A 24,511-nucleotide genomic window follows, 5' to 3' on the forward strand; every position below is an offset into this window, starting at 1 on the left:
CACGTGACGGCAACGGCGACCGAGACCCGGCCCACCGAGGTGCTTCGCGTGACGGGTCCCGACGAGTCCTATCTCCTCGTCGCGGAACTGTTCGGGATGGGTGCCCCCATCCAGATCACCTGGATCTTCGATGACGATCCGGGGGACGAGGCGATCGACTCGCTACGGGCCGGACTCGCGGCCGGACCGCTGCACCGTGCGGTGGCCCGGCGTCGGGTCCCCTTCGCCCGCCACCGCTGGGTACGGTCGCCTCTTCCGGTGCAGGCCGGGCCGGTGGAGGTCGTCGACGCCGACGACGTCGGGGCATGGGCGGATTCGGTGCTCCGCGCGAGTCGTCTCGATCCGGTGCGAGGGTCGGGCTGGCAGCTCGACTCGGCACGGATCCGAGGCGGTGGCCGGGCGGTGTCGTTGCTCGCCTCGCACATGATCACCGACGGCCACGGTCTGTATCGACTGGTGGCGGACGCGGCCGCGGGCCGGGCCGCCGGGCTTCCCGCCGCGGGGAGTGAACGCTCCTGGGACACCGTGCGCGCCGACGCCGCCGACGCCGCCGCCTCGGTGCGCGCAGCCGCGCGATCGGTGCGGATCCTGATCCGCGAGGCGCGCACGGCACGGGCCGCCGGCACCGGAACCGCTCCGCGATCCGCGCGTGCCGACCGGCCGAGGAGGGTGCGGTCCGCGCCCGACCCGGACACGACGCTGGCCACCGTCGACGTCTCGGCAACCGAGTGGGCAGCACGCGCCGCCGAGCACGGTGGCACTCAGAACTCGTTGTTCACCGCGCTCCTCGCCGGGATCGTGCACCGCTCGGGCCGTCCGCTCGACGGCCCGATGAGGGTGTGCATCGCGGTCAGCAAGAGGGACGGCGACGAGGACAACCGCGCCAATGCGTCGGGCGGCGTGTGGATTCGGCTCGCCGATCCCGTCGAGCCGGGCACCGACCTCGCCGGCATCCGGGCGTCGAGCAAGCAGGCCTTCGTCGACTACGCCGAGTCCGGGGCCGATCAGGCCGCCGACAATCTGCAGCCGATCGTCCGGATGCTTCCGAAGCGACTCATCGGCCGGATGATGCGTGCCATCCCCGGACCCGACACGACCGTGTCCAATCTGGGGACGACGCCGGACTCGGCGTTGCGCATCGGCGACCGCACGGCGTCCCGGTTCGCCATCCGCGCGGTGATGCAGGGCATGCCCGCGCAGGAACGGCGGGTGCGGGGTCCGGCGATCGCCGCATGGGCGGTCACCTACGGCGACACGGTCACGCTCACGTTCTTCGGTATCGACCCCGACGACTTCGGCGACCCCGGGCGGTTGCGCACCCTCATCGCCGACGAGCTGACCGCCTGGCGGATCGGACACCGATTCTGGTGACGGCGCACCACGTCTCGATCGTCCTGTACGGCAGCCGCGGCGACATCCAGCCGGGTATCTGCCTGGCCCTCGAACTCCTGATGCGCGGGCATCGCGTGAGCGTCCTCGTCCCGCCGAACCTGGCCGGCCTCGCACGGGCCACCGGTGTGGGCGACGTCCACGAGATCGGTCTCGACTCCGACGCGGCGTGGTCGTCGGACGATGCGCGGTCGGCGCGCGGCAACCGTAACCCGGTGGCGCGCGCGGCGTTCGCGCTGCGGACCGTCCGTGGCGGATTCGACGCCCTCGACACCGACCTCGAGCGGCTGTTCGTGCCGGAGACCGCGCCGCTGCACGACGCCGATCTCCTCGTCGCCGCGCCGCTCTGCCAGGACCGCGTGGTGGCGGTGGCCGAACGTCTCGACATCCCACTGGCCGTGCTGAGATTCGGCCCGATGTCGGAGAACGGACTCATCGGCGCCGTGCCCGGTCTCACCGAGCGGTGGTCGCCGGCGTGGAAGCGCCGATCCTGGCGTATCGCCGATCGCCTGACCTGGATCGCGACCGGATGGAACGAGAATCGCTTCCGGCGCCGGATCGGGCTTCCCCCGAGCCGCCGCCCGCTGCCGCGGCGACTGGGTGCCGACCGGATCCCGCAGATCCAGGCCTACGACCCGGAGATGGTCCCGGGCCTGGCGGCGGAGTGGGATGATCGCAAACCCCTCGTCGGGTTCTTCGACCTGCCGGCGGCGAGCCGGGCGGGGATCGGGGAGATCGGAGCCGATGCCGACGAACTCGCCCGCTGGCTGGATGCGGGCGAACCGCCGGTGTTCCTCACCTTCGGCAGTATGCCGATCCTCGAGCCGCAGACGGTGATCGCACGCTGGCGCGCCGCCGCGCGCGCCCACGGGGTGCGCTGCCTGATCGCGATGGGAGACGCGACCGGGATCGATCCCGACGACCCCGATGTCTTCCACACCGCGGGCGTCGACCACGCGTCGGTCCTGCCTCGCTGCGTCGCGGCGGTCCATCACGGCGGCGCCGGGACCACCGCGGCGAGCCTGCGAGCCGGACTTCCGACCCTCGTCTGTGCGGTCACCGCCGATCAACCGTTCTGGGGCGAACGGGTCCGGGCCCTGCGGGTGGGTGCGGCCGTGCGGCTGTCCACCTTCACCGACGACGACGCGCACGCGGGTCTGGCCACGGTGCTCGCCGCCGAGACCCGTTCGGCGGCTGCCGCTTTCGCACGGCGGATGACATCCCCCGACAAGGCCGTCGCCGCCGCTGCCGACATCTGTGAGTCCCGGTTGCGATAGGCGTCGAGACGATCGGGGCCACAACGGCCGCGGCCACCGACCCTCTGGGTCGGTGGCCGCGGTGACGACAGTCGTACTGGCTACTCGCCGAAGGCCTCGTCGAGGATCTCCTGCTGCTCGACCGCGTGGACCTTGCTCGAACCCGACGACGGTGCCGACATCGCGCGGCGCGACACCCGGCGCAGACCGCCGAGCAGGTCCGGCAGCACCTCGGGCAGCCAGAGACCGAGGAACGGCCACGGGCCCTGGTTGGCGGGCTCTTCCTGAACCCACCGGAACTCGGTCGCGTTGCCGTACTGCTCGAGCGTCTTGCGGAGCCGGCGGTGCGGCACCGGGTAGAGCTGCTCGATGCGTACGACGGCGATGTCCTCGCGCTTCTCCTTGTCGCGGCGGGCGGCGAGCTCGTAGTAGAGCTTGCCGCTCACCAGCAGCACCCGCTTCACCTTGCTGCGATCGGCGCCGTCTTTCTCGAAGCGCGGGTCGTCGATGACCGACCGGAACTTGTCCTCGGTGAAGTCCTCCACCGGACTGACGGCGGCCTTGTTGCGCAGCATCGACTTCGGGGTGAAGACGATGAGCGGGCGGCTGATGCCGTCGAGCACGTGGCGGCGCAGCAGGTGGAAGTAGCTCGCCGGCGTCGACGGCAGTGCGACCGTCATCGAACCCTCAGCACAGAGCTGTAGGAACCGCTCGATGCGTCCCGAGGTGTGGTCGGGTCCCTGTCCCTCGTGGCCGTGCGGCAGCAGCAGCACGACGTCGGAGAGCTGGCCCCACTTGGCCTCACCCGACGAGATGAACTCGTCGATGATGGACTGCGCGCCGTTGACGAAGTCGCCGAACTGACCCTCCCACACCACGAGTGCATCGGGGTTGCCGACCGAGTAGCCGTACTCGAAGCCGACGATCGCGAACTCGGAGAGCGGCGAGTCGTAGACCATGAACCGGCCGCCGTTGCTCTCGGCGTCGTTCTCCTCACCGGCGGGCTGCAGATGGTTGAGCGGCGTGTACTCCTTACCGGTCGAACGGTCGATGAGTACCGAGTGACGCTGCGTGAACGTGCCGCGACGCGAGTCCTGGCCGGACAGCCGGACGGTGCGTCCCTCCATGACCAGCGAGCCGAACGCCAGCAACTCGGCGAAGGCCCAGTCGATGTTGCCCTTGCGGGCGGCCTCGGCACGCCGCTCCAGCACCGGCTTGACGCGCGGATGCGGGGTGAAGCCGTCGGGGACGTTGACGAAGGCGTCGCCGATGAGCTCCAGCGTCTTGTTGTCGACGGCGGTCACCAGCTTGGTCGGCAGGGTCTGATCGGCCTGGATCGACGGAGACGGCTCGACGCTGAACTTCTCGAGTTCCTTGACCTCGTTGAAGACCCGCTCGAGCTGACCCTGGTAGTCGCGCAGGGCGTCCTCGGCCTCCTTCGTCGAGATGTCACCGCGACCGATCAGGGCTTCGGTGTAGCTCTTGCGGACGCCGCGCTTGGTGTCGATGACCTCGTACATCGCCGGCTGAGTCATCGACGGGTCGTCGCCCTCGTTGTGCCCGCGGCGACGGAAGCAGACGAGGTCGATGACGACGTCCTTGTGGTACGCCTGGCGATAGTCGACGGCGAGCTTGGCGGCCCAGACGCAGGCCTCGGGGTCGTCGCCGTTCACGTGGAAGATCGGCGCACCGATCATCTTCGCGACGTCGGTGCAGTACTCGGTGGAGCGCGAGTGCTCGGGCGCGGTGGTGAACCCGACCTGGTTGTTGACCACGATGTGCACGGTGCCGCCGGTGCGGTATCCGGGCAACATCGCCATGTTCAGGGTCTCGGCGACCACGCCCTGACCGGCGAACGCGGCATCACCGTGCAGCATGAGCGGAAGGATCGGGAAGCGATCGTCCTCGTCCATGAGATCCTGCTTGGCGCGGACCAGACCTTCGAGGACCGGGTCGACGGCCTCCAGGTGGCTGGGGTTGGCGGTCAGCGAGACGTTGATCTCGTTGTCGCCGAACATCTGGTAGTACTTGCCCTCGGCGCCGAGGTGGTACTTCACGTCACCGGAACCGTGCGCCTGCGACGGGTTCAGGTTGCCCTCGAACTCGCTGAAGATCTTCGAGTACGGCTTGCCGACGATGTTGGCGAGCACGTTCAGGCGGCCGCGGTGCGGCATGCCGATGACGACCTCGGAGAGACTGTGCTCGGCGCTCTGGTCGATCACCGCGTCCATCATCGGGATGACCGACTCGGCGCCTTCGAGCGAGAAGCGCTTCTGCCCGACGTACTTGGTCTGCAGGAAGGTCTCGAACGCCTCGGCGGCGTTGAGCTTGCTCAGGATGTACTTCTGCTCGCCGACCGGCGGCTTGACGTGCTTGATCTCGACCCGTTCCTGCAGCCACTTCTGCTGCTCGGGTTCGAGGATGTGGGTGTACTCGACACCGACGTGCCGGCAGTACGCGTCCCGCAGGATCGACAACACGTCCCGCAGCTTCATCTTCTCCTGGCCGTGGAATCCGCCGACCTTGAAGCTGCGATCGAGGTCCCACAGGGTCAGGCCGTAGTTCTGGATGTCCAGATCCGGATGGCTGCTGCGCGCATCGCTGTCCATCATGAGCGGATCGATGTCGGCCATCAGGTGCCCGCGGCTGCGATAGGCGGCGATCAGCTCGAGCACACGGGTGCTCTTGTCGACCAGACCGGCGGGCAGGTCGCGACGCCAGCGGACCGGCTCGTAGGGGACGTGGAACGCGGTGAAGATCTCGTCGTAGAACGCGTCGTCGATCAGCAGCTCGTGGATCGTGCGCAGGAAGTCGCCCGACTCCGCGCCCTGGATGATCCGGTGATCGTAGGTCGACGTCAGCGTCATGAGCTTGCCGACGCCGAGCTCTGCGATCTGCTCCTCGCTCGCACCCTGGAACTCGGCCGGGTACTCCATCGCGCCCGCGCCGATGATCGCGCCCTGACCCTTCATCAGGCGCGGCACCGAGTGCACGGTGCCGATGGTGCCCGGGTTGGTCAGCGAGATGGTGACCCCGGAGAAGTCGTCGGCGCCGAGCTTGCCGTCACGCGCGCGGCGGACGATGTCCTGGTATGCGGTGTAGAACTCGGCGAAACCCATGGTCTCGCACTGTTTGATCGCGGCGACGACGAGCGTCCGGTTGCCGTCCTTGCCGACCAGGTCGATCGCCAGGCCCAGGTTGGTGTGCGCGGGCGTGACGACGTTCGGCTTGCCGTCGATCTCGGCGTAGTGCCGGTTCATGTTCGGGAACGCCTTGATGGCCTGCACGATCGCGTAGCCCAGGATGTGGGTGAAGCTGATCTTGCCGCCACGGGTGCGCGCGAGGTGGTTGTTGACGACGATGCGGTTGTCGATCATCGCCTTGGCAGGCACGGCCCGGACGCTGGTGGCCGTCGGGATCTCCAGCGACAACGCCATGTTCTTCGCGATGGCCGCGGCGGGACCGCGCAACACCTTGGTGCTGTCGGTGCTCTCGGACTTCTGCGCGGCGGACGCCTTGCCCGCCTCCGGCTTGGTCTGCTTGGGCTGCGAACGCGCCGAACCGTCGCGGCTGGCGACGCTGTGGCCGGATGCGGCCTTCGTCGCGGTCGACTCCTTGGCGGGGGCAGGCTTGCGCGGCGCGGTGCGGGCGGGGGTCTGATCCAGGGTGACCTGTTTGCGCGGCGCGGCTTCGGCGGCAGGTGCGGAGTTGCTGCGGGCGGACCCGTTGGTCGACGAACCCGTCGTCGAAGACGAGGCGGAAGTCGACGCCGTTGTGGCGGAAGACGTTGTGGCGGAGGGCTTTACGGACTTCGAGGGCGGAGAGGCGGACGCGGCGGGGCTACCGTTGTCGCCGGGTTCGTAGTTCTTCAGTAGTTCGTGCCAACTCGGATCGACCGAGTTCGGGTCTTCTTTGTACTGCTGGTACATTTCCTCGACCAGCCACGTGTTCTGTCCGAAGTCTGAAATCGAACTGCTGCTCACAGCGGTATCTCGCCTCAATTCCCTGAAGGTGCCGGGTTCTCTGCCACGCGTCGTCTCTTGTGGAGACTATCGGTGAACCACCTGACGATGCTACGCGTCGTCGACTCGCTCGCGCTGACCGACCTACTACTACGGAGTCAGTTCCGAGGTGGCCCGCGTGACCGTCACGGCGGCGGTCCGTGCGCTGGTCGGAGCCGGTGCATCGGTGTCGGGCACCGCCGGCTCGTCGGGATCGACACCGGCATCCCAGAAGCCGCGGTACCTCTTTCCCAACGCCAGCAACTCCTCGTGTGTTCCGAGCTCGACGATCCGCCCACCGTCGACCACCGCGATGGCATCGGCGCGGGCGGCGGTCGCCAGCCGGTGCGCGACGATCACGGAGGTGCGGTGCCGCGTTACCGCGCGCCCGGCGGCGAGCACCTGGGCCTCGGTCGCCTGGTCGAGGGTCGCGGTCGCCTCGTCGAGCAGCAGGAGGTCGGGTTCGACGAGTTCGGCTCGCGCGAGCGCGATGAGTTGGCGCTGCCCCGAACTGAGACCCTGGCCGCGTTCGCCGATCGGGTGGTTCATCCGACCGGGGAGGGCGGCGATCATGCGCAGCGCGCCGACCGCGGCCGCGGCGTCGACGATCGCGACCCGATCGGCACCGGGCCGGCCGTAGGCGATGTTCTCGGCGACCGTGCCGGTGAACAGGTGCGGCTCCTGCGGGACGAGACCGAGACGGCGGCGGTAGCCCGCGAGGTCGTAGTCGCCGATGTCGGTGCCGTCGACGACGACGCGTCCGGAGGTCGGATCGTAGAAGCGGGCCAGGAGTTTGACGATCGTCGACTTCCCGGCACCGGTCCGGCCGACCAGAGCCAGGGACGACCCGGCCGGGATGTGCAGGTCGACGCCGGACAGCGCGTCCGTCGAGGAGCCCTCGTAGCGGAATCCGACCCGGTCGAAGTCGACGACGCCGTCGAAACCGGTGTCCGGTGGGGACTCGGCCCGCGCCGAGGTGCGCAACGAGCTCGGCGTGCGCAGCAGGTCGCCGATGCGCCGGAGACCCACCGCCGCCTGCTGGTAGCCGTCGAAGACCTGCGACAGCTGCTGCACCGGGCCGAAGAGCATCGTCAGATAGAGGACGAAGGCCACGAGCGTGCCCGCCGAGAGCGAGCCCGACGCCACCTGACCGGCGCCGACGCCGAGCGCGATCGCGGTGGCGATGTCGGACATGAGCTGGATCAGCGGAAAGTAGGTCGCGATCGCCCGCTGCGACACCATCCGGGCCTCGACCCATTCCGCCGAGCGCCGGGCGAACCGCGTCTGGGCGCTGTCGGTGCGCAGGTAGGTCTGGGTGGTCTTGATGCCGGCGATGTTCTCCTGGAAGTCGGCGTTGACGACACTGATCAGTTCGCGTGAGCGCGTGTACGCCCGACTCGCGACGCGGCGGAAGACGATCGTCGCGGCGATCAGTAGCGGGAAGACGGGTAGCACCAGCAATCCGAGCAGGGGACCGGTCACCAGGAGTGCGACCCCGACGCCGACGAGGGTCAGCACCGCCACGATCGCCGAGGTGAGCCCCGTCTGCAGGAACGTCGACAAGGCGTCGATGTCGGTCGTCATGCGCGTCATGATCCGACCCGACAGCTCCCGCTCGTAGTAGTCGAGTCCCAGCCGCTGGATGTGGGCGTAGCTGCGGATCCGCAGTCCGAACAGCACGCGCTCGCCCGCCGTGGTCGAGGTGATGGTCATCGACTTCGCGGCGACCCAGCCGACGCCCACGAGCCCGACCCCGCCGAGCGCGGCCCACACCAGCGTCGACCGTTCGGCGTGGCCCGTCGCGTCGATGACCGCCCGCGCGATGCTCGGGAAGGCCAGACCGACGAGGGTGTCGACGGCGATGGCCAGCAACGCGGCGGCGAGCAGCCACCGGACCGGCGCCAGAAGTCCGCGCAGGGTGAACACCGGGTTCTCGCGCCGAGCGGCGTCGACGTCGACCTCGGGTCGCTCCACCGCGGGCGGGAGGGCATCCACCGACGCCTGGAGTTCGGGTGTGGCCGGCATCGAACCGAGGGCGCTGGCGACGCCGCCGCCGCGACCGGTCCGCGAGCCCGCCCCGGCCGGGACCGACGTCCGGGCCGTGACCTCGGCGGAATCGGATTCGACACTCGGCCAGAGGTTTTCGAGGTCGGCCGCGGTCGGCCCGCGCAACGGTGGGGCGGTGTCGGCGACCGCGGTCGGTCCCGTGTGGCCGTCGGGGGCCGTGTGCGCCGGGCTCGACATCAGCTCGCGGAATCGCGGTGAGGTCGCCTCGAGCTCGGCGAGCGTCCCCAGCGCGGTGATCCGGCCGTCGTCGAGCACGGCGACGCGATCGGCGAGAACGAGCGTGGACCGGCGATGAGCGAGGACGAGCATCGTGGCCTGCCGGTTGCGCAATTCGCCCAGGATGCGGGACTCGGTGGTCGCGTCCACCGCGGACGTCGCATCGTCGAGCACGAGGACGCGGGGATCGGCGAAAAGCGCCCGCGCCAGGGCGATGCGCTGGCGCTGGCCGCCCGACAGGGTGAGTCCGCGCTCGCCGATGACGGTGTCGTACCCGTCGGGGAGCGCGTCGATGAATTCTGCGGCGTCGGCGGCTGTGGCCGCCGCCCGCACCCGGTCGGCGGCATCGGGGTCCGCCGCGCCCGGGCCCATGGCGATGTTGGCGGTGATGGTGTCCGAGAACAGGAACGGCTCGTCGAAGACCACGGCGACGGCCCGATGGAGGGCCTCGGGTGCCAGTTCGTCGATGGGGTGCCGGGTCCGGACCGCGTCGTCTCCGGTGCTCGCACCGAGCAGGGAGATCGTCCCGGTGTCGGGGCGTTCGAACCGGCTGACCAGGTCGGCGATGGTCGACTTGCCGGAACCGGGGGGACCCACGATCGCCACACACTCGCCCGGTTCGATCCGGAGGTCGATCCCGGACAGGACCGCGGGCGGGTCGTCGGCGTCGTGTGTGTGGTGGGCGAACCCCACGCCGGCCAGTTCGACGCCCAGGGGCCCGCCGGGCAGTGAGCCGGTGGCCGTGTCGCCCGGATCGTGAGGGTGGTCGATGACGTCGTAGACGCGTTCGACCGCCGCGCGAGCCAGTTGCGCGTTGACGACGAGGTTCGTCAGGAGCCGTGCGATGCCTGTCATGGTGGCGACGTAGGTACTGAACGCGAGGAAGGTGCCGGCGGTGATCGCGCCGGTCATCGTGAGGTAACCGCCCGCCACGATCACCCCGACCATGCCCAGTTGCGGGATGGCGGCCAGCGTCGGGGCGAACCGCGAGTTGATCCGCGCGGCCCGTAGTCGGCGCGCGAACACCGTCCGGCACCGGGTGACGAGGTCGTCGACGGCGCGCTCTTCCTGTCCGAAGCCCTTCACGACCCGGACGCCGGTGACGGTCTCCTCGACGTGCTGGGCCACATCAGCCGCGGACTGCTGGGCCGACCAGGTCGCGGCGAACAGGCGACGCCGTGTCCGCCACACCTCGACGGCGATCAGCGGGACGATCAGCAGTGCCACCCCGGTCAGCAGCGGCGACAGATAGGCCATGATCGCCAGCGCCACGACCATCTGCACCGCGGCGCCCAACGACAACGGCGCCATGGCGAGCAGGCTCTGCACGACCTGGATGTCGGTGATGGACCGGGACACGATCTGACCGGTGCGGATCTGGTGCTGGCTGCGCCCGTCGAGGTGCAGCAGGGTGTCGAGCAGCCGGAGTCGCAGCGAGTTCTGGACGCTCACGGCCAGTCGCCCGGCGAACACCCGCCGGCCGACATGGCAGGCGTAGCGAACGGTCGCGAAAACGACCAACGCGACGATGATCGTCCGCAGCGGCAGACCGTCGTCGACGACGCCGGTGGCATGGTCGATCGCGGCCTTCGTCAGCAGCGGCATGAGCACGTCGACCCCGACCGCGATCAGGGTCACGGTCATCGTGATGACGACGACGCGCCGGTATCGCCACGATTCGCCGACGAGCCGGCGAATCCAGCCGGGCGCCGCCGCGGACGGAGTGGGCGGTGGGGACGCCGCGATCACCACGAACCGGGCGGGAGCGGATCCGGGGTCGGGGTCTCGGTGAAGTCGACGTCGATGACCCATGCACGGGGAGCAGGTCCGAAGGCCTCGCGAGCGTTGTGCACCACCTTGCGGCCAAGCGCGCGACTGCCCGCGCCCCCGATGACCGCACCGATCCCCGCGGGCATCAGCTTGCCGAAGATCAGCGGCGCCCGCCGGATCGCGTACTTCCGGACGAGCTTGTTCACCAGGGTCTTGTTCAGTTTGGTGATCGCGCCGGACGGCAGAGCCGCGCCGCCGAGCCTGCGCAGCGCGCCGCCGCCGGTGCCGACCACCCGGCCGAGTGCCAGCACGCCCTCTTCGCCGAGCGCGACGGTCATGACGAGTGCCTTGCGGCGGTCGGACTCGTGCACCGGGATGCCGTGCACCTCGGCGATCGACAGCGCCAGCAGGGCCGACGCCTCGAGGAAGAACGCCGTGTCGCCGGTCATCGCTCCGAACGCGGTCATCGTGCCGACCCCGGGCACTGCGGCGGCCGCGCCGACGGCGCTGCCGGACCCGGTGACCGCGTTCAGATAGCGCTTCTCGAGCCGCTCGACGATCTGCGCGGGTGAGTCGTCGGGGTATTTCCGTCGCAGCGAGTCCACGTACTTCTTCACCGCAGGCGCCTGCAGTCGCTGCGCACGGTCCAGGAGTCCGCCGGTCACCTCGACCGCCTTGCCGGGTGGCGTGCGGCCCTTGTTCGTCGAGACCCCTTGTGTCGACTTGTCTTTCATGTCCGGTCTCTCATGCTCTGGGGTACCCAATCCTCTTCGGGCACGACCTCGGCGGGTCGTGGGGGGCCAGGGGGTGTGCCGTCGCCGAACGGGCGTCCACCGAGGTCTTCGCGATGATGCGCGGTGAGCCAGCCGCGCAGGTCCGGGCCCTTGGGCACGATCTGCGTGGGGTTCACATCGGTGTGGACGATGTAGTAGTGCTGCTTGATCTGCGTGAAGTCGGTGGTGTCGCCGAAGCCGGGTGTCTGGAACAGATCCCGGGCGTAGGCCCACAGGACCGGCATCTCGCTCAACTTGCTGCGGTTGCATTTGAAGTGGCCGTGGTAGACCGCGTCGAACCGCGCCAGCGTGGTGAACAGGCGCACGTCCGCCTCGGTGATGGTGTCGCCGACGAGGTAGCGCTGCGTCGACAATCGGTCCGACAGCTCGTCGAGTTTGGTGAACAACCGGTCGTAGGCCGCGTCGTAGGCCTCCTGGCTGCCGGCGAATCCGCACCGGTACACGCCGTTGTTGACCTCGGTGTAGACGCCGTGGCTCACCTCGTCGATCTCGTCGCGCAGACGCTCGGGGTAGAGCTCCGGCGCGCCGTCGCGGTGGAAGGCGGTCCATTCCAGGGAGAAGTCGATGGTGATCTGTGGGAAGTCGTTGGTGACGACCGCTCCGGTCGGCACGTCGACGATCGCGGGCACGGTGATCCCCTTGGGATAGCCGGGGATCCGCTTCTCGTAGGCGTCCTTGAGCCGGGGGATCTGCAGCACCGGGTCCACGCCGCCGGGGTCGAGATCGAAGGTCCACGAGTTCTTGTCGTGGGTGGGACCGCAGAGACCGAGTGAGATGGCGTCCTCGAGTCCGAGGAGCCGCCGGACGATGAGTGTCCGGTTGGCCCACGGGCACGCCCGGGCGGCGACGAGCCGGTACCGGCCGGCCTCCACCGGATAGCCGTCCCGGCCGTCGGCGGTGATGCGGGTCTCGATGTACTTCGTGTCCCGGACGAACTCCTCGCCGGTCATCACGTACGAACCCTGTTCGCTCGTCGATGCCGCGCTCGGGTCGGACGCGGACCCGGTGCTGTGATCGGTCTCGGTGCTCATGGGTTCCACAGTAATGATCCGCCGTGACATACACGGCGAGCTGTGGCGCCGGACCCCGCGTCGTGCGGGTCGTGGCTGAAACGGACAGGTCTAGCATCGGGGAAATGCGATCGAGCGACGCCACCCGCGGCGAGAACGCGGGTACCGACGAGATGGTCACGACCCGACCGTGGGCCGCGATGCTGGCGCTCTGCGTGGGCTTCTTCATGATCCTCGTCGACATGACGATCGTGGCGGTCGCGCAGCCGCGCATCCAGGCCGATCTCGACACGAACGTCAACGGCGTCGTCTGGGTCACCAGCGCGTACCTGCTCACCTACGCGGTGCCACTGCTGATCACCGGCCGCCTGGGCGACAAGTTCGGTCCCAAGACGATGTATCAGATCGGTCTCGCGGTGTTCACCGTCGCCAGTCTCTGGTGCGGACTGTCGTCGTCGATCGGTGAGTTGATCGGGGCGCGCGCCCTGCAGGGTGTCGGCGCAGCGCTCATCACCCCGCAGACGATGGCGCTCATCACGCGCATCTTCCCGGCCGAGAAGCGCGGAGCGGCAATGGGTGTGTGGGGCACCGTCGCCGGTGTCGCGACACTCGTCGGACCGCTGCTCGGCGGTGTCCTGACCGACGCGTTCGGCTGGGAGTGGATCTTCTTCATCAACCTGCCGGTCGGCGTCGTCGGCCTCGTCCTCGCCGCCGTTCTCGTCCCCCGGGTCGAGACCAACGACCACCAGTTCGACTGGATCGGCGTCGCGCTGTCCGCCGTCGGTCTGTCCGCGCTGGTGTTCGGCATCCAGGAAGGCGAGACCTTCGACTGGGACGCCTGGATCTGGCTCCTCATCGTCGGTGGTCTGGTGATCCTCGGGGTCTTCGTCTACTGGCAGTCCCGGATTCGCACGGAGCCGCTGCTCCCGTTGTCACTGTTCCGCGACCGCAACTTCTCGCTGTCGACGATCGGCATCGCCTCGATGGGTTTCGCGGTGTCGGGGTTGATGATCCCGCTGACCTTCTTCCTCCAGCTCGTCGGCGGGATGTCGCCGACAGAGTCGGCGGTCGTCCTGGTGCCCATGGCCGTGCTGACCGGCGTCCTGGCCCCGTTCGTGGGTCGGATGGTCGACCGCGTCCATCCACGCACGATCGTCTCCTCGGCGTTGTTGCTGAATGCGATCGCCATCGCGTGGCTGGGCTTCGTGGCGCGTCCGGAGACCCCGGTCTGGCTGATCGTCGTCCCGCTGTGCCTGATGGGTGTCGCCTCGGCCGGCATCTGGGCGCCGCTGGCGGCGACGGCCACGCGCAACCTGCCGTGGCACCAGGCCGGCGCCGGTGCCGGTGTGTACAACACGCTGCGGGTCATCGGCTCGGTGTTGGGGTCGGCCATGATCGGGGCGCTCCTGCAGACCCGGCTCGCGGCCGAGCTGCCCGGGGTCGATGCCGAGAACGCGCAGGACGGCGGGACGGGCCAGCTGCCGGAGTTCCTCCGCGAGGGCTTCGCCACCGCGATGGGCCAGTCGCTGTACCTACCGGCCGCCGCGCTGCTGATCGGTGTCGTCGCGACGTTCTTCTTCGTCCGTCCCGCGCACCAGAACGTCCCACCGCAGGTCGTCGACCCGCAGGCCGTGGTCACCGACGCCCGGTAGCGGACCCGACCGCCCGGGTCGGGGTCGCCGAGAGCGCGCGTCCCACGATCTGTCGGGACCCGACCGTAAGGTTGCGCCCATGCGCATCGTGCACACCTCCGACTGGCACCTGGGCCGGACGTTCCACGGGGTCGAGCTGCTCGCCGACCAGCGCCGCGCGCTGTCCCACCTGGCCGAGCTCGTCGCCGCGGAGTCCGCGGACGTCGTGATCGTCGCCGGGGACGTCTACGACCGGTCGGTCCCGTCCGCGGACGCGGTCCGGGTCTACGACGAGGGGCTGGCCGAGATCGCCGCTGCGGGAGCGCAGATCGTCGTCACGTCGGGCAATCACGATTCGCCCACCCGCCTCGGTGCCGGCTCCGGGTTCGCGGCCGCCGGCGGACTGCACCTTCGGACCTCGATCGCCGACATCGACCGGCCGGTCGTGCTCGCGGACACCCACGGAGATGTCGCGATCTACGGCATCCCGTATCTCGAACCCGACACCGCCCGCCGCCACCTCGGCGTCGAGTCGGTCGGCGGCCACACCGCCGTGCTCGACGCCGCGATGGCGCGGGTCCGTGCCGACCTCGCCGCCCGCCGGGTGCGGTCCGTGGTGGTGGCGCACGCCTTCGTCAGCGGGGCCGCGGCCTCCGGGTCGGAGCGTTCGATCAGTGTGGGCGGTGTCGAAACCGTTCCCGCCGAGACGTTCTCGGGTGCCGACTACGTCGCGCTCGGGCATCTGCACTCACCGCAGCGCGTCACCGACACCGTCCGCTACAGCGGTTCTCTGCTTCCGTACTCCTTCGGCGAACGAACCCATCGCAAGGCGGCGCTGGTGGTCGATCTCGACGCCGGCGGTGTCGCGGAGGTCCGGGCCCGCGAGCTGCCCGTCGTCCGCGAACTGAGTTCTCTCACCGGCGTTCTCGCCGATCTGCTGACCGACGACCGGTTCGGTGAGGCGCAGGACCACTATGTCGAGGTGACGCTGACCGACCCGGTCCGCCCCACCGACGCGATGCGACGCCTGCGCGAGCGTTTCCCCTTCGCGGTCCATGTGCAGTGGGAGCGTCCGCACTCCGGCATCGGCGTCGACTACCGGTCCCGTGTGCGTGGGCGCACCGACGCCGAGATCGTCGCCTCGTTCATCTCCGACGTGCGCGACGAACCGACGAAGGGGGAGCGGGTTCTCCTCGAGCGCGCACTCCGCGCCGTCGTCGGCGAACCCGAGTCCGACGCCGCCGAACTGACCCTCTTCGACATCGAGGCGATCATCGCGGAGTCCGCATGAGGCTGCACCGCTTGCGCGTCCGTGCGTTCGGTCCCTTCGCCGAGGAGATCACCGTCGACTTCGACGACCTCGGCGGTGACGGACTGTTCCTGTTGCACGGACAGACCGGCGCGGGTAAGACCACGGTCCTCGATGCCGTCGCCTTCGCGCTGTTCGGGAGGGTCCCGGGCGTGCGCGACGTCAACCGGCGACTGCATTCGGATCACGCAGCGGCCGACGAGGTCCCGGAGGTCGAGCTGGAGGCGACGATTGCGTCCCGGCGGCTCCGGATCACGCGGTCGCCCGAGCACGAGCGACCCAAGAAGCGCGGGGGCGGCACCCGCAGGGTGAACGCTCGGGCGACGCTGACGTGGGTCGACGGGTCGGGGCCCGACCTGACCCGTATCCCCGAGATCGGTGACGCGGTGGTACGGCTGCTGGGCATGAGCGCCGACCAGTTCTTCCAGGTCGTGCTGCTGCCCCAGGGCGACTTCGCGCGGTTTCTGCGGGCGCACTCCGACGAGCGGGAAGCGTTGCTGGAGAGGCTGTTCGACACCGAACGATTCGGTGACCTGGAGGAGTGGCTGCGCGAACGGTCTCGGGAGAGCGCGGCCACGCTGACCGGTCAGACCGCGGTGCTCGACCGGATCGCCGGCCAGATCGTCGCGGTCGGCGGTGCCGAGCCGATCGCCGAGCCCGACTTCGACTGGGCGCAGGAATGTCTCGAGCGTGCGCGGGTGGCCGCGGAACGCACCCTCGTCGAATCGGGTGCGGCGCAGGCCGCGGCAGACCAGGCCCAGGCCGCGTACGAGAGCGGGAGCCGGGTCGCCGAGCTGCGTCGCCGGGGGCGTGCGGCCACGGAGCGCCTCGCCCGGCTTGCCGAGGGTGAGCAGGCGCTTGCGGACGCGGGCCGGGCACGCCGCCTCGCTCTGCGGGCCGCACCGATCGTTCCGCTCGCCGACGACTCCGATCGTGCGGTGCGCGATCTGACGGTCGCAGAGCAGGCCGTTGCGGGTGCCCGCGCCGAACTGGGCCGGTTGCCGGAGGGCGAGGTCCTGTGTGCCGTCGACACGGACGAGGACCTCGACGCGCTCCTGGATGCGGCGATCGACCGCTGGACCGAGGAATCGGGGCGCTGGGAACCGCTTGCCGAGCGGATCGCACAGCGGCCTGCGCTGGTCACCGAGATCGATGCACTCGATGCCACCATCTCCGACGCCGAACGCCGGGTCGCGCGGACACGGGAGTCGCTCGAGGCCGCGCCGGGTCGGCGTGCCGAGGCCGCCGGTGCGCTGCGCGCGGCCGAGGACCTTCGCCTGCAGGCCCCGAAGCTGCGGGCCGAGCGTGACGGACTCCGCCGTGTCCGCGACGCCCTGACCGACCGGGACGAGGTCCTGGTCCGGCTCGTCGCCGCCGAGAAGGAGCTGCTCGACGCCCGTGATGCGCATGCCGCCGCCCGCGAGCGGGTGCTCGACGCGCGGGAGCGTCGCCTCGCCGGGATGGCGGTGGAGCTGGCCGGCGAACTCGTCGACGGTGAGGCGTGCGTCGTGTGCGGTTCGGTCGCACACCCGCGGCCCGCCACCGCCGACGACCCCGACGGGACGGTCGCCGATGAAGAAGAGGCGGCCGAAGCCGAAGAGCGTGCGAGTGCGATCAAGGCCATCGCCCAATCCGCGGTCGCCGCACTCGGCGAGCGTCGCGTGCATCTCGACGCCGTCATCGGCGGCGCCGACCCCGAGGCCGTCGACGCCGACCTGGCCCGGGTGAGCGCCGATCTCGCGGCCGCCGAGCGTGCCGCGTCACGAGTGCCTGCACTGCAGAAGGCCGTCGATCGGGTCGACGCCGAGATCGATGCGTGGCGCACCACCATCGCCGACACCGAGTCGGCCCAGTCCGCCCGGCGCGAGCGCCTGAACTCGTTGCGGCAGAACCTCACCGAGCTCGATTCCGCGGTCCGCGAAGCGACCGGCGGGCGCGGAGGCGTCGCCGAGCGCCGCCGCGAACTCGCCGAACTGGTTCGCCGTACACGTCGTCTCCGCGACGCCCGGCAGGAGGCCGCGCGTGCGCGGGACCGGGTCGCCGGAGCAACGGCCCGGCTGTCCGCGGCCTGCCTCGATGCCGGTTTCGACGATCTCGCCGCGGTTCGCGCGGCGTTCGCCCCGGACACCCAGATCGCGGCGTGGGACACGATGTTGCAGGAGGCGGCGAGTCTGCGCGCCGCGGCGGAGGAGACCCTCGCCGACGACGACGTGCGGGCCGCGATGTCGGCCCCCGAGCCGGATCTCGAACGGCTGACGGTGGAGCGTGAGGCCGCTCGCCGGCGCCTCGAGACCGCGGCGAAGGAACACGCCGTCACCGCTCGACAGGCCGCCGGTCTGGAGGAGTACGTCACCCAGTTCTGGGCGGCTCTCGACGCGCTGGCGCCGATGCAGGAACGCCACGCCGAACTCCAGGGACTGGCCGAACTGGTCAGCGGACGCGGACAGAATTCTCGGCGGATGTCGCTGCGGTCGTATGTGCTGGCCGCACGCCTCGACGAGGTCCTCGTCGCCGCGTCCGGCCGGCTCCGCGAAATGTCCTCGGGTCGTTACGAGTTCGTCCACACCGACGCGGCTGGTGTCCGGGGCCGGCGCGGCGGCCTGGGCATCGAGGTGCGCGACGAGTACACCGGCGCGCTCCGCGCGACGACGACGTTGTCGGGCGGGGAGACGTTCTTCGCGTCGCTGGCTCTCGCGCTCGGACTCGCCGACGTCGTCTCCGCGGAGTCGGGCGGACGGGTGCTCGACACCATCTTCATCGACGAGGGGTTCGGCACCCTCGATCCCGAGGCGCTCGACCTCGTGATGGGCGTCCTGGACGATCTGCGGACCGGTGGGCGCGTCGTCGGCGTCGTGAGCCACGTCGACGAACTCCGGGCGCGAATCCCGGCCCAGCTGCACGTCTTGCGCGGCGAGCACGGGTCGTCGGTGCGCGTGCAGAGCCCCCTCGGCGTGTCGTGAGCTGCCCGATTGGGCTGCCGGGCGAACCGTGCGCTAGGCTGAGTCCCGCCCGATGAGCCCCCGTAGCTCAGGGGATAGAGCGTCTGCCTCCGGAGCAGAAGGCCGCAGGTTCGAATCCTGCCGGGGGCACCATTGCAGGAGCCTTCCCCTTGAAGCTTGAACGAGCCACCCCTTACTTCACGCTGGAAGTGGGACATGAGCTGTACTCGACGGACTGTTTGACGTCGCTCAAGTTGCTGGCGACACACACGTACGGGTCTCGAAGTGGCGCTGAATTGGCGTTGTCGTGAGAACATGCCCGAATGAGCGACTTACATATGGACGCGGACTTTCGAGCAAGCGTGCTCGGACTTGCGCAGCGATGTGACGAGAACGGCCTGGCTCAAAGCGCGCTCCGCAGACTAGCATGACGAGCGCATCCCGTCTCAGGATGGCACAGTAATGTCGCTCCTCCAGCGAGGGGAACACGCGGCGTGCAAATACACCGAGAAGTTCGCGCACTTGTTGAACTCCTACAACGGCGACCCATTAGACGTGAGCTTCCGCGAGCTGGTCGGGCCGCTCCCCTCAGACGACCTGACGCACAGCGTGTACCCCTACCCCGCACGACTTCTCAGACAGATCCCGAGAATGCTTTTGCGTTGTGAGCAGATAGTCGCTGACATAGACCACGTTATCGATCCATTTTGTGGGTCTGGCACCGTGCTTCTAGAGGCTCAACGAGCCGGATTCGGCGCCACCGGAATAGAGCAGAACCCGATTGGTGCTTTGGCCTCGAAGGTGAAAACCACACCGATCAACAGCAAGTCGTTTGAGTCGCTCTGCCGTGAAGTGCTCAAGGAGGCGAAGCGGACGCGCAAATATCTTGAACCAAGCGCCTATGTGACCAAATGGTACTCGCCCGAGGCCTACTCGGCGTTGTGTCGCTTAGCGTCGGTTATTCGCGAAGACTCAGGACCACACCACGCTGCGGTCGAATTGACATTGGCTCTGACCGCCAGGCGGACAGCATGCACAGATCGAAGAATTCCGGTACCCGTGCGTCCCAGACATCCTATTGGGTATTCGGGACAGGATGTTTGGGAATCCTGGGAGCGGGAGGCGTCAGCGTTAGCGCGTCGGATCGAGACGCTAGATGGTTCGCTGCCCACCGCGACGGTGACTGTTGGAGACACGCGCAGAGAAAGCTCATGGTCGCAGGCTCCGGCGTCTGGGCGATCTCTGGTGATCACCAGCCCACCATACGGCGCGGCGCAGAAATACATCAGAAGTTCGAGCCTAGAACTTGGGTGGCTGGGTCTTTCAGATTCCAAAGGCACCGTGAAACTTGAACACAGTAGTATTGGTCGCGAACATCTATCGCGCGCAGATAAACTTGCCCAGCAAAATATCAGTAACCACAGAGTGGTAAGCATTCTCAATGATATCCGGCTTGTTTCACCCACGCGAGCCGCGATATATGCAACCTATTTCAGCGACATGGAAAGCGCCCTACGTCACTTTAAGGTGCATGCAATGCGCGTGGTCTTAGTATCAGGCACAAATACGGTTGCGGGGCTGGAGATCGCTACACACGAACTGCTGGGGGAGCTGCTATCAAATTATGGGTTCAGAAAAGAATTAAGTCTTCGAGATGAAATTCGGGGTCGCGCGCTGCTGACTAAACGGAGGGCTAGCGCTGCACCAGCCCGAGCCGAATACATCGACGTATTTGAGTTTGGACAATAGGAGTCTTCATGGAGAACCGGTTCGGCTTGGTTGATACCTCGGACGAAGAGCGTCTAATGAGTCGTATCAGAGTGCTTTCAAATGAGGTCTGGGACGGACGGGTCACCGGAGCCGATGTCGACCGATGGCTTAGCAACTTTAACGGCAGGGCGTTCGAAGTCGAAAAGGAACGCGTCCACGCCCTGCAGCTCTTGGCTAATTTCGACTTCTTCAATGTAGAGACTATACGCGGTATGCTGAAGTCAATGTATCGAGATTTGTATAGATATCCGCTGATTCAAGAGCTGCGGGAGCATCTGGGCGGCACCAGAGATCAAGCGCTTCTCGAACCGGAGTTTCAGCGCGAATTGCAGGCGACCCGTTTTCTGGGAATGGGTAACCCTTCCGAAAGCGGCGCGCACCTTTTGTACTACTTCCGTCAAATCAATCGACTTAGTAAGACTCTATTCATTCACCAACACGAAATCCTTAAGAAGGCCCCAGGCGAGCCAGACAACGCGGTCGCAATTGCCGGTCTGAAGAGATTAGTATTTATCGACGACATTATGGGTTCAGGGACCCAAGCCAGGGAGTACAGTGACAAGTTATTGAAATATGTGCGTGCTGCTGACAATGGGTCGGAAGACCCGATCGAAATCTGGTACTTCACACTCTTCGCGCGGCCCGACGCGATGAGACGAGTTCGAGAACTTCCATTCGACTGCGTTGAGGCGGTGCACGAGATAGACGACGCAGAGAGAGCTTTTTCTCCACATTCGCGAGTTTACAGAACGTGCCCCGACAGTGTGACCATGGAAGATGGCCACCACTTCGCGAAAAAGTACGGTGAGCTCTTGGTCCCACCCTTCCCCTGCGGGTATAAGGATGGGCAATTGTTGTTAGGGTTCGAGCACAACGTGCCAGACAACACGCTACCTGTGTTTTGGGTGAACGAAACATCGGTCGATTGGGAGCCGGTTTTTCCGCGTTTCAACAAGGTGCTTAACTAATGCGAAGAAACCCGTTTGAGGTCACCAAGGCAGTAGACTTTACGGACCAGGAGATTGCAGCCCGTTTCGTCAGCTTCTCGCATGCGACCTACCCGCTTGTTGATCCTCGTAGTTCGATTACCCAGTACTTGGTAGGCGGCAAAGGTGGCGGACGAACGCATCTCATGCGCCACTATTCCTATAGCTTGCAAAAGTCTCGAGCCAAGGGCTCAATTCTCGCGCGCCTTGAGTACGAAGGGTATGTAGGAATCTACGCGCCTGCTAGCGGGCTCGACGGTAGCAGGTTCGAAGGCGGGCGAATCGGTGAAGAGGCATGGAGAGCGGTCTTCGCACAGTGGCTGGAGGTGCGGCTTGCGCTCTTGCTCTTTGACGTGCTTGCTGACATTCAGAAAGCTGAATCACCCTGGAGTATATCCGCACTCCGAAAGTTCGCGGCCGGAGTATCTGAGCTGGTCGAAGGTCTGGAGCCAATGGGCCACGAAGACGTTCTCGATGGTGTCCGGGTTTCCCTCACGGCTCTGCAACGTTCGATCGATAGTGCAGTCAACAATGCGCCGCTAACACGCGAGCTCAACTTAAAGGTCGCTTTCAATCCCGGTTCATTAATTTTTGGCATAGGGACACTTTTGCAGAGCACGTTGGTAGGTTTCGAGAACGTCCGGATTACGTACATGTTGGACGAACTCGAGAATTTGACCGCAAGTCAACAAATGTTTGTAAATACGCTCGTGCGTGAAAAGAAGCTGCCTACTTCTTTCCTCATCGGCGCTAGGGAGTGGGGTATCCGAACCCACAGAACTCTTAGTGCAGGCGAAGAGAACAAGGAAGGGAGCGAGTTTAGCAAGATCGTCCCCGAGAATGCATATAGTGAGGGAGGTGTCACCTATCGAACTTTCTGTATCGAGATGATAAGCAAACGTCTAAGCGAGACTAGTACGGCTGTGCAGGATACGCCAGCATGGATTGAAAAGCTCGATTCTGACAACTCGTTTAATAGCATAAACGATCAGCTCTTGGAAGTAATGGGAGCAAACGAGCCGCGCTATTTGATTAATCTGCGTAAAGCCATAACAAGCGTCGCGGGGAATAGGCAACTCGCAGAGGACGCTGTAGCCGCAGTCCGTTTTGAAGGTTTTCCTCTGGTAGAGAAGCTTGCTATATTGCGTGCATATCAGAGGTGGAGTCAGAACAAATTGCTGTCGCTAAGTCATTTTACTAGCGCAAGGGAGTTCGTTGAACCTCTTGTGGTGGGCGAGCACGTTTCAACGCAACTGAGGAATTTTCTGGGTCTTTGGCGGCAAGATTTGATTGCGCAAGTCTACGATGACTATTCTGTCGATCTGCCATATGCCGGTATCGACTCCCTTATCTCAATGTCGGGTTTCTTGCCGCGGAGCCTCCTTGTAATTCTGAAGGCAATTACCACACGCGCGGAGTGGCGCGGAATCGATCCGTTTGGCGGGCCCGAGACTATCTCAGTTGCTACGCAGTCAGCAGGTGTGCGCGAGGCATCTGCCTGGTATCTAAATGATGTACGTCCGCTTGGTCAAGCAGGTACTAATTGTGATCGAGCGATCCGCAGATTTGGTACTTTACTGCACGAAGTACGCTACTCGGATAAACCCGCGGAGGTCAGCCTGACGACGTTCTCTTCGAATCTAGAAGGCGTGGACGATAGCACAATTGAGGTAATTCGTGACTGTGTGAAGTACCGCATGTTGATTGAAGTCTCGGGTGGCCGGCGGGCGAGAAACCGCGGTCCGGTCCATCACAAGTATCAATTACATCCGATGCTGGCCCCATTCTTCGGCCTCGGTTTCGGAAGACGGGGTGACCTAACGCTCGCCGGGCATGAGGTGTTGACTCTTTTTTCGCCAGATGTAGAGGAGTCCGCGTTCAGAAAGATGGTAAAGGAGAAAACCGGTCCGATGAACGCGCCATTCACGAAACCTGAAGCTGGATATCTGTTCTGATATGTACGATTACAGTGTGTTCAAGCGGCGTCGGTTGACCCACTCCGATGTTTCGGGCTTGTCGTTCGACCTTTTTCTGTCTGCGTATAACGGATCGGAGCGGGTAAAGACGCTGTTCGAGCTTGCGCGTGCCGTTGAGAAACGGTGGCTCGTGCACCACGAGTACGAGTACTCGGATTCTGAGGTGCCCACGATGAGTTGGAAAACTGATCCACTGGAGTCTGAGATAGATTCCTGGGAGCGCTGTATACGGGATCTTGGCTTAACGCCGGATAAGCGTATTGGTATTGACATCACTGGGATGATGCGGCCCCACCTTTTGCTCCTTCCTCTAATGTTATTTCGCGCGGGGTTTACGGAAGTTTCCGTTTTCTATTCGGATCCGGTCGCGTATGTTTCAGGTCAGGAGACGACCTTCACTAGGGGTCCGGTTGAGCGAGTAGCTGTGGTACCGGGTTATGGGGGTGTGCAGTCGGCTTCGATCGACTCGCGGGACTGTCTTGTGATCGGCGCTGGCTACGACCACAGCCTCGTGAAGGCTATCGCTGAGTCAAAGAGTAAAGCTGAGCATTACCTGCTTGTGGGAATGCCGGGACTTCAACCTCATATGTATCAGGAAAGTGTCTATCGTATATCCCAGGCGAAAGAAGCGATCAATGAGTTTCGGTCGCGCAGTCTGCTATTCGCTCCGGCTAATAATCCATTCATGACCGCGCAGGTGTTAAGTGATCATATTTCGTCGATCCGCAAAAAAGGTGTATCTGGGAATGTGTACCTTGCGCCGGTTGGTCCTAAGTCTCAGGTTCTCGGGTTCGCTTGGTACTACCTATGCGAGGGTTTTGACTCCCCGCTTAGTGTTATTTTTCCTTACGCGCAGCGCTACAGTAGAGAAACGTCTACTGGGAGTGGCGCTATTCATGAGTATAAGTTAGAGCTAGACGCGCTAACGATTGATCGCTAGGTTGGTACGTCGCGACCAGGACCAGTGCGAGGTGGTAACCCGACACGTCGCAACGGGTCACCGCCGTCCACGAACAGCTCGCCGCCCGGTCGCAGCGCACGGGCCACGGCCTGCACGGCCGCGTCGTAGAGCTCGGGGTGTCGCCCGTCGAGTGCGCCGACCCGCAGCGCGAAGGCCACGTCGAACGGGATGCGGTCACCCAGTACGAAGTCCTCGATCGCGCCGCATTCGAAGTCGAGCGGGTCCGGGCGCAGCCCGTCGGCGAGCGCGGTACGACGCGCGGCGCTCACGGCCCGCGACGACCGGTCGATGCCCAGCACGAATCCGTCGGGGCCCACGCGCCGCGCCACCTCGCGTGCCGCTGCCCCGGGCCCGCAGCCGATCTCGAGGACTCGCAGACCGGGGGTCAGGGGCAGTGCGTCGACCGCGGCGGCGAGTCGTGGTGAGAGCACGTCGC

General features: G+C 66.3%; 14 protein-coding genes and 1 tRNA gene. 10 read left to right on the forward strand and 5 right to left on the reverse strand.

The features are described from left to right. Positions 1 to 3 precede the first annotated feature (3 nt). Both AC3B5T_RS16085 and AC3B5T_RS16090 read left to right on the forward strand, forming a co-directional pair. On the forward strand, positions 4 to 1,371 hold the full coding sequence (locus tag AC3B5T_RS16085; protein WP_055475011.1) for a hypothetical protein: 1,368 nt from the start codon (positions 4 to 6) through the stop codon (positions 1,369 to 1,371). Continuing rightward, positions 1,368 to 2,666, forward strand: a complete 1,299-nt coding sequence (locus AC3B5T_RS16090; RefSeq protein WP_055475010.1) for a glycosyltransferase — start codon at positions 1,368 to 1,370, stop codon at positions 2,664 to 2,666. Before AC3B5T_RS16085 ends, AC3B5T_RS16090 begins: the two co-directional genes overlap by 4 nt. Before the next feature lie 80 nt (positions 2,667 to 2,746). On the opposite strand, the gene AC3B5T_RS16095 is transcribed toward AC3B5T_RS16090, so the two are convergent. The 4 genes from AC3B5T_RS16095 to AC3B5T_RS16110 all read right to left on the reverse strand — a co-directional run bounded on the left by AC3B5T_RS16095 (position 2,747) and on the right by AC3B5T_RS16110 (position 12,524). Next, on the reverse strand, positions 2,747 to 6,574 hold the full coding sequence (locus AC3B5T_RS16095; protein ID WP_488358779.1) for a multifunctional oxoglutarate decarboxylase/oxoglutarate dehydrogenase thiamine pyrophosphate-binding subunit/dihydrolipoyllysine-residue succinyltransferase subunit: 3,828 nt from the start codon (positions 6,572 to 6,574) through the stop codon (positions 2,747 to 2,749). A 183-nt stretch (positions 6,575 to 6,757) separates the two neighbouring features. Next, a complete protein-coding gene (locus AC3B5T_RS16100; protein WP_055475009.1) occupies positions 6,758 to 10,681 on the reverse strand; it encodes an ABC transporter ATP-binding protein in 3,924 nt (1,307 codons plus the stop codon). Further along, on the reverse strand, positions 10,675 to 11,433 hold the full coding sequence (locus AC3B5T_RS16105; RefSeq protein ID WP_010842952.1) for a hypothetical protein: 759 nt from the start codon (positions 11,431 to 11,433) through the stop codon (positions 10,675 to 10,677). The genes AC3B5T_RS16100 and AC3B5T_RS16105 overlap by 7 nt, the downstream gene beginning before the upstream one ends. Continuing rightward, positions 11,430 to 12,524 (reverse strand): glutathione S-transferase family protein, encoded by a 1,095-nt coding sequence (locus AC3B5T_RS16110; RefSeq protein WP_055475008.1) that lies wholly within the window; start codon positions 12,522 to 12,524, stop codon positions 11,430 to 11,432. The genes AC3B5T_RS16105 and AC3B5T_RS16110 overlap by 4 nt, the downstream gene beginning before the upstream one ends. Positions 12,525 to 12,628: 104 nt before the next feature. Here AC3B5T_RS16110 and AC3B5T_RS16115 point away from each other — a divergent pair, with 104 nt between their 5' ends. The 8 genes from AC3B5T_RS16115 (at position 12,629) to AC3B5T_RS16150 (ending at position 24,054) form a co-directional block, all read left to right on the forward strand. Further along, a complete protein-coding gene (locus AC3B5T_RS16115) occupies positions 12,629 to 14,155 on the forward strand; it encodes an MFS transporter (protein WP_055475007.1) in 1,527 nt (508 codons plus the stop codon). Between the two features lie 79 nt (positions 14,156 to 14,234). Beyond that, on the forward strand, positions 14,235 to 15,425 hold the full coding sequence (locus AC3B5T_RS16120) for an exonuclease SbcCD subunit D (RefSeq protein WP_055475006.1): 1,191 nt from the start codon (positions 14,235 to 14,237) through the stop codon (positions 15,423 to 15,425). Beyond that, positions 15,422 to 18,403: an AAA family ATPase gene (locus AC3B5T_RS16125; protein WP_055475005.1), complete on the forward strand. Its 2,982-nt coding sequence runs from the start codon at positions 15,422 to 15,424 to the stop codon at positions 18,401 to 18,403. Before AC3B5T_RS16120 ends, AC3B5T_RS16125 begins: the two co-directional genes overlap by 4 nt. Positions 18,404 to 18,459: 56 nt before the next feature. Beyond that, positions 18,460 to 18,535 (forward strand) — tRNA-Arg (locus AC3B5T_RS16130). 309 nt (positions 18,536 to 18,844) lie between these two features. Continuing rightward, on the forward strand, positions 18,845 to 20,131 hold the full coding sequence (locus AC3B5T_RS16135; RefSeq protein WP_156354180.1) for a TRM11 family methyltransferase: 1,287 nt from the start codon (positions 18,845 to 18,847) through the stop codon (positions 20,129 to 20,131). An 8-nt stretch (positions 20,132 to 20,139) separates the two neighbouring features. Continuing rightward, positions 20,140 to 21,120 carry a phosphoribosyltransferase-like protein gene (locus tag AC3B5T_RS16140; RefSeq protein ID WP_055475004.1) on the forward strand — a complete coding sequence of 327 codons (981 nt, stop codon included), beginning with the start codon at positions 20,140 to 20,142 and terminating at the stop codon, positions 21,118 to 21,120. Continuing rightward, positions 21,120 to 23,093, forward strand: coding sequence for an ORC-CDC6 family AAA ATPase (locus AC3B5T_RS16145; protein ID WP_156354178.1), 1,974 nt, complete (start codon positions 21,120 to 21,122; stop codon positions 23,091 to 23,093). The genes AC3B5T_RS16140 and AC3B5T_RS16145 overlap by 1 nt, the downstream gene beginning before the upstream one ends. A gap of 16 nt (positions 23,094 to 23,109) precedes the next feature. Then, complete coding sequence (locus AC3B5T_RS16150; protein ID WP_156354176.1) at positions 23,110 to 24,054, forward strand: hypothetical protein; 945 nt, start codon at positions 23,110 to 23,112, stop codon at positions 24,052 to 24,054. On the opposite strand, the gene AC3B5T_RS16155 is transcribed toward AC3B5T_RS16150, so the two are convergent. Further along, on the reverse strand, positions 24,051 to 24,506 hold the full coding sequence (locus AC3B5T_RS16155; protein ID WP_055475003.1) for an SAM-dependent methyltransferase: 456 nt from the start codon (positions 24,504 to 24,506) through the stop codon (positions 24,051 to 24,053). The two genes, AC3B5T_RS16150 and AC3B5T_RS16155, sit on opposite strands and share 4 nt — an antisense overlap. Positions 24,507 to 24,511: the final 5 nt, after the last annotated feature.

This window comes from Gordonia sp. G4, from assembly GCF_057770005.1.

Coding starts and splice junctions, on each gene's coding strand:
- AC3B5T_RS16095 (WP_488358779.1), bottom strand. CDS start 6,574: ATGTACCAGCAGTACAAAGAAGACCCGAACTCGGTCGATCCGAGTTGG.
- AC3B5T_RS16105 (WP_010842952.1), bottom strand. CDS start 11,433: ATGAAAGACAAGTCGACACAAGGGGTCTCGACGAACAAGGGCCGCACG.
- AC3B5T_RS16110 (WP_055475008.1), bottom strand. CDS start 12,524: ATGAGCACCGAGACCGATCACAGCACCGGGTCCGCGTCCGACCCGAGC.
- AC3B5T_RS16115 (WP_055475007.1), top strand. CDS start 12,629: ATGCGATCGAGCGACGCCACCCGCGGCGAGAACGCGGGTACCGACGAG.
- AC3B5T_RS16120 (WP_055475006.1), top strand. CDS start 14,235: ATGCGCATCGTGCACACCTCCGACTGGCACCTGGGCCGGACGTTCCAC.
- AC3B5T_RS16125 (WP_055475005.1), top strand. CDS start 15,422: ATGAGGCTGCACCGCTTGCGCGTCCGTGCGTTCGGTCCCTTCGCCGAG.
- AC3B5T_RS16135 (WP_156354180.1), top strand. CDS start 18,845: ATGTCGCTCCTCCAGCGAGGGGAACACGCGGCGTGCAAATACACCGAG.
- AC3B5T_RS16140 (WP_055475004.1), top strand. CDS start 20,140: ATGGAGAACCGGTTCGGCTTGGTTGATACCTCGGACGAAGAGCGTCTA.
- AC3B5T_RS16145 (WP_156354178.1), top strand. CDS start 21,120: ATGCGAAGAAACCCGTTTGAGGTCACCAAGGCAGTAGACTTTACGGAC.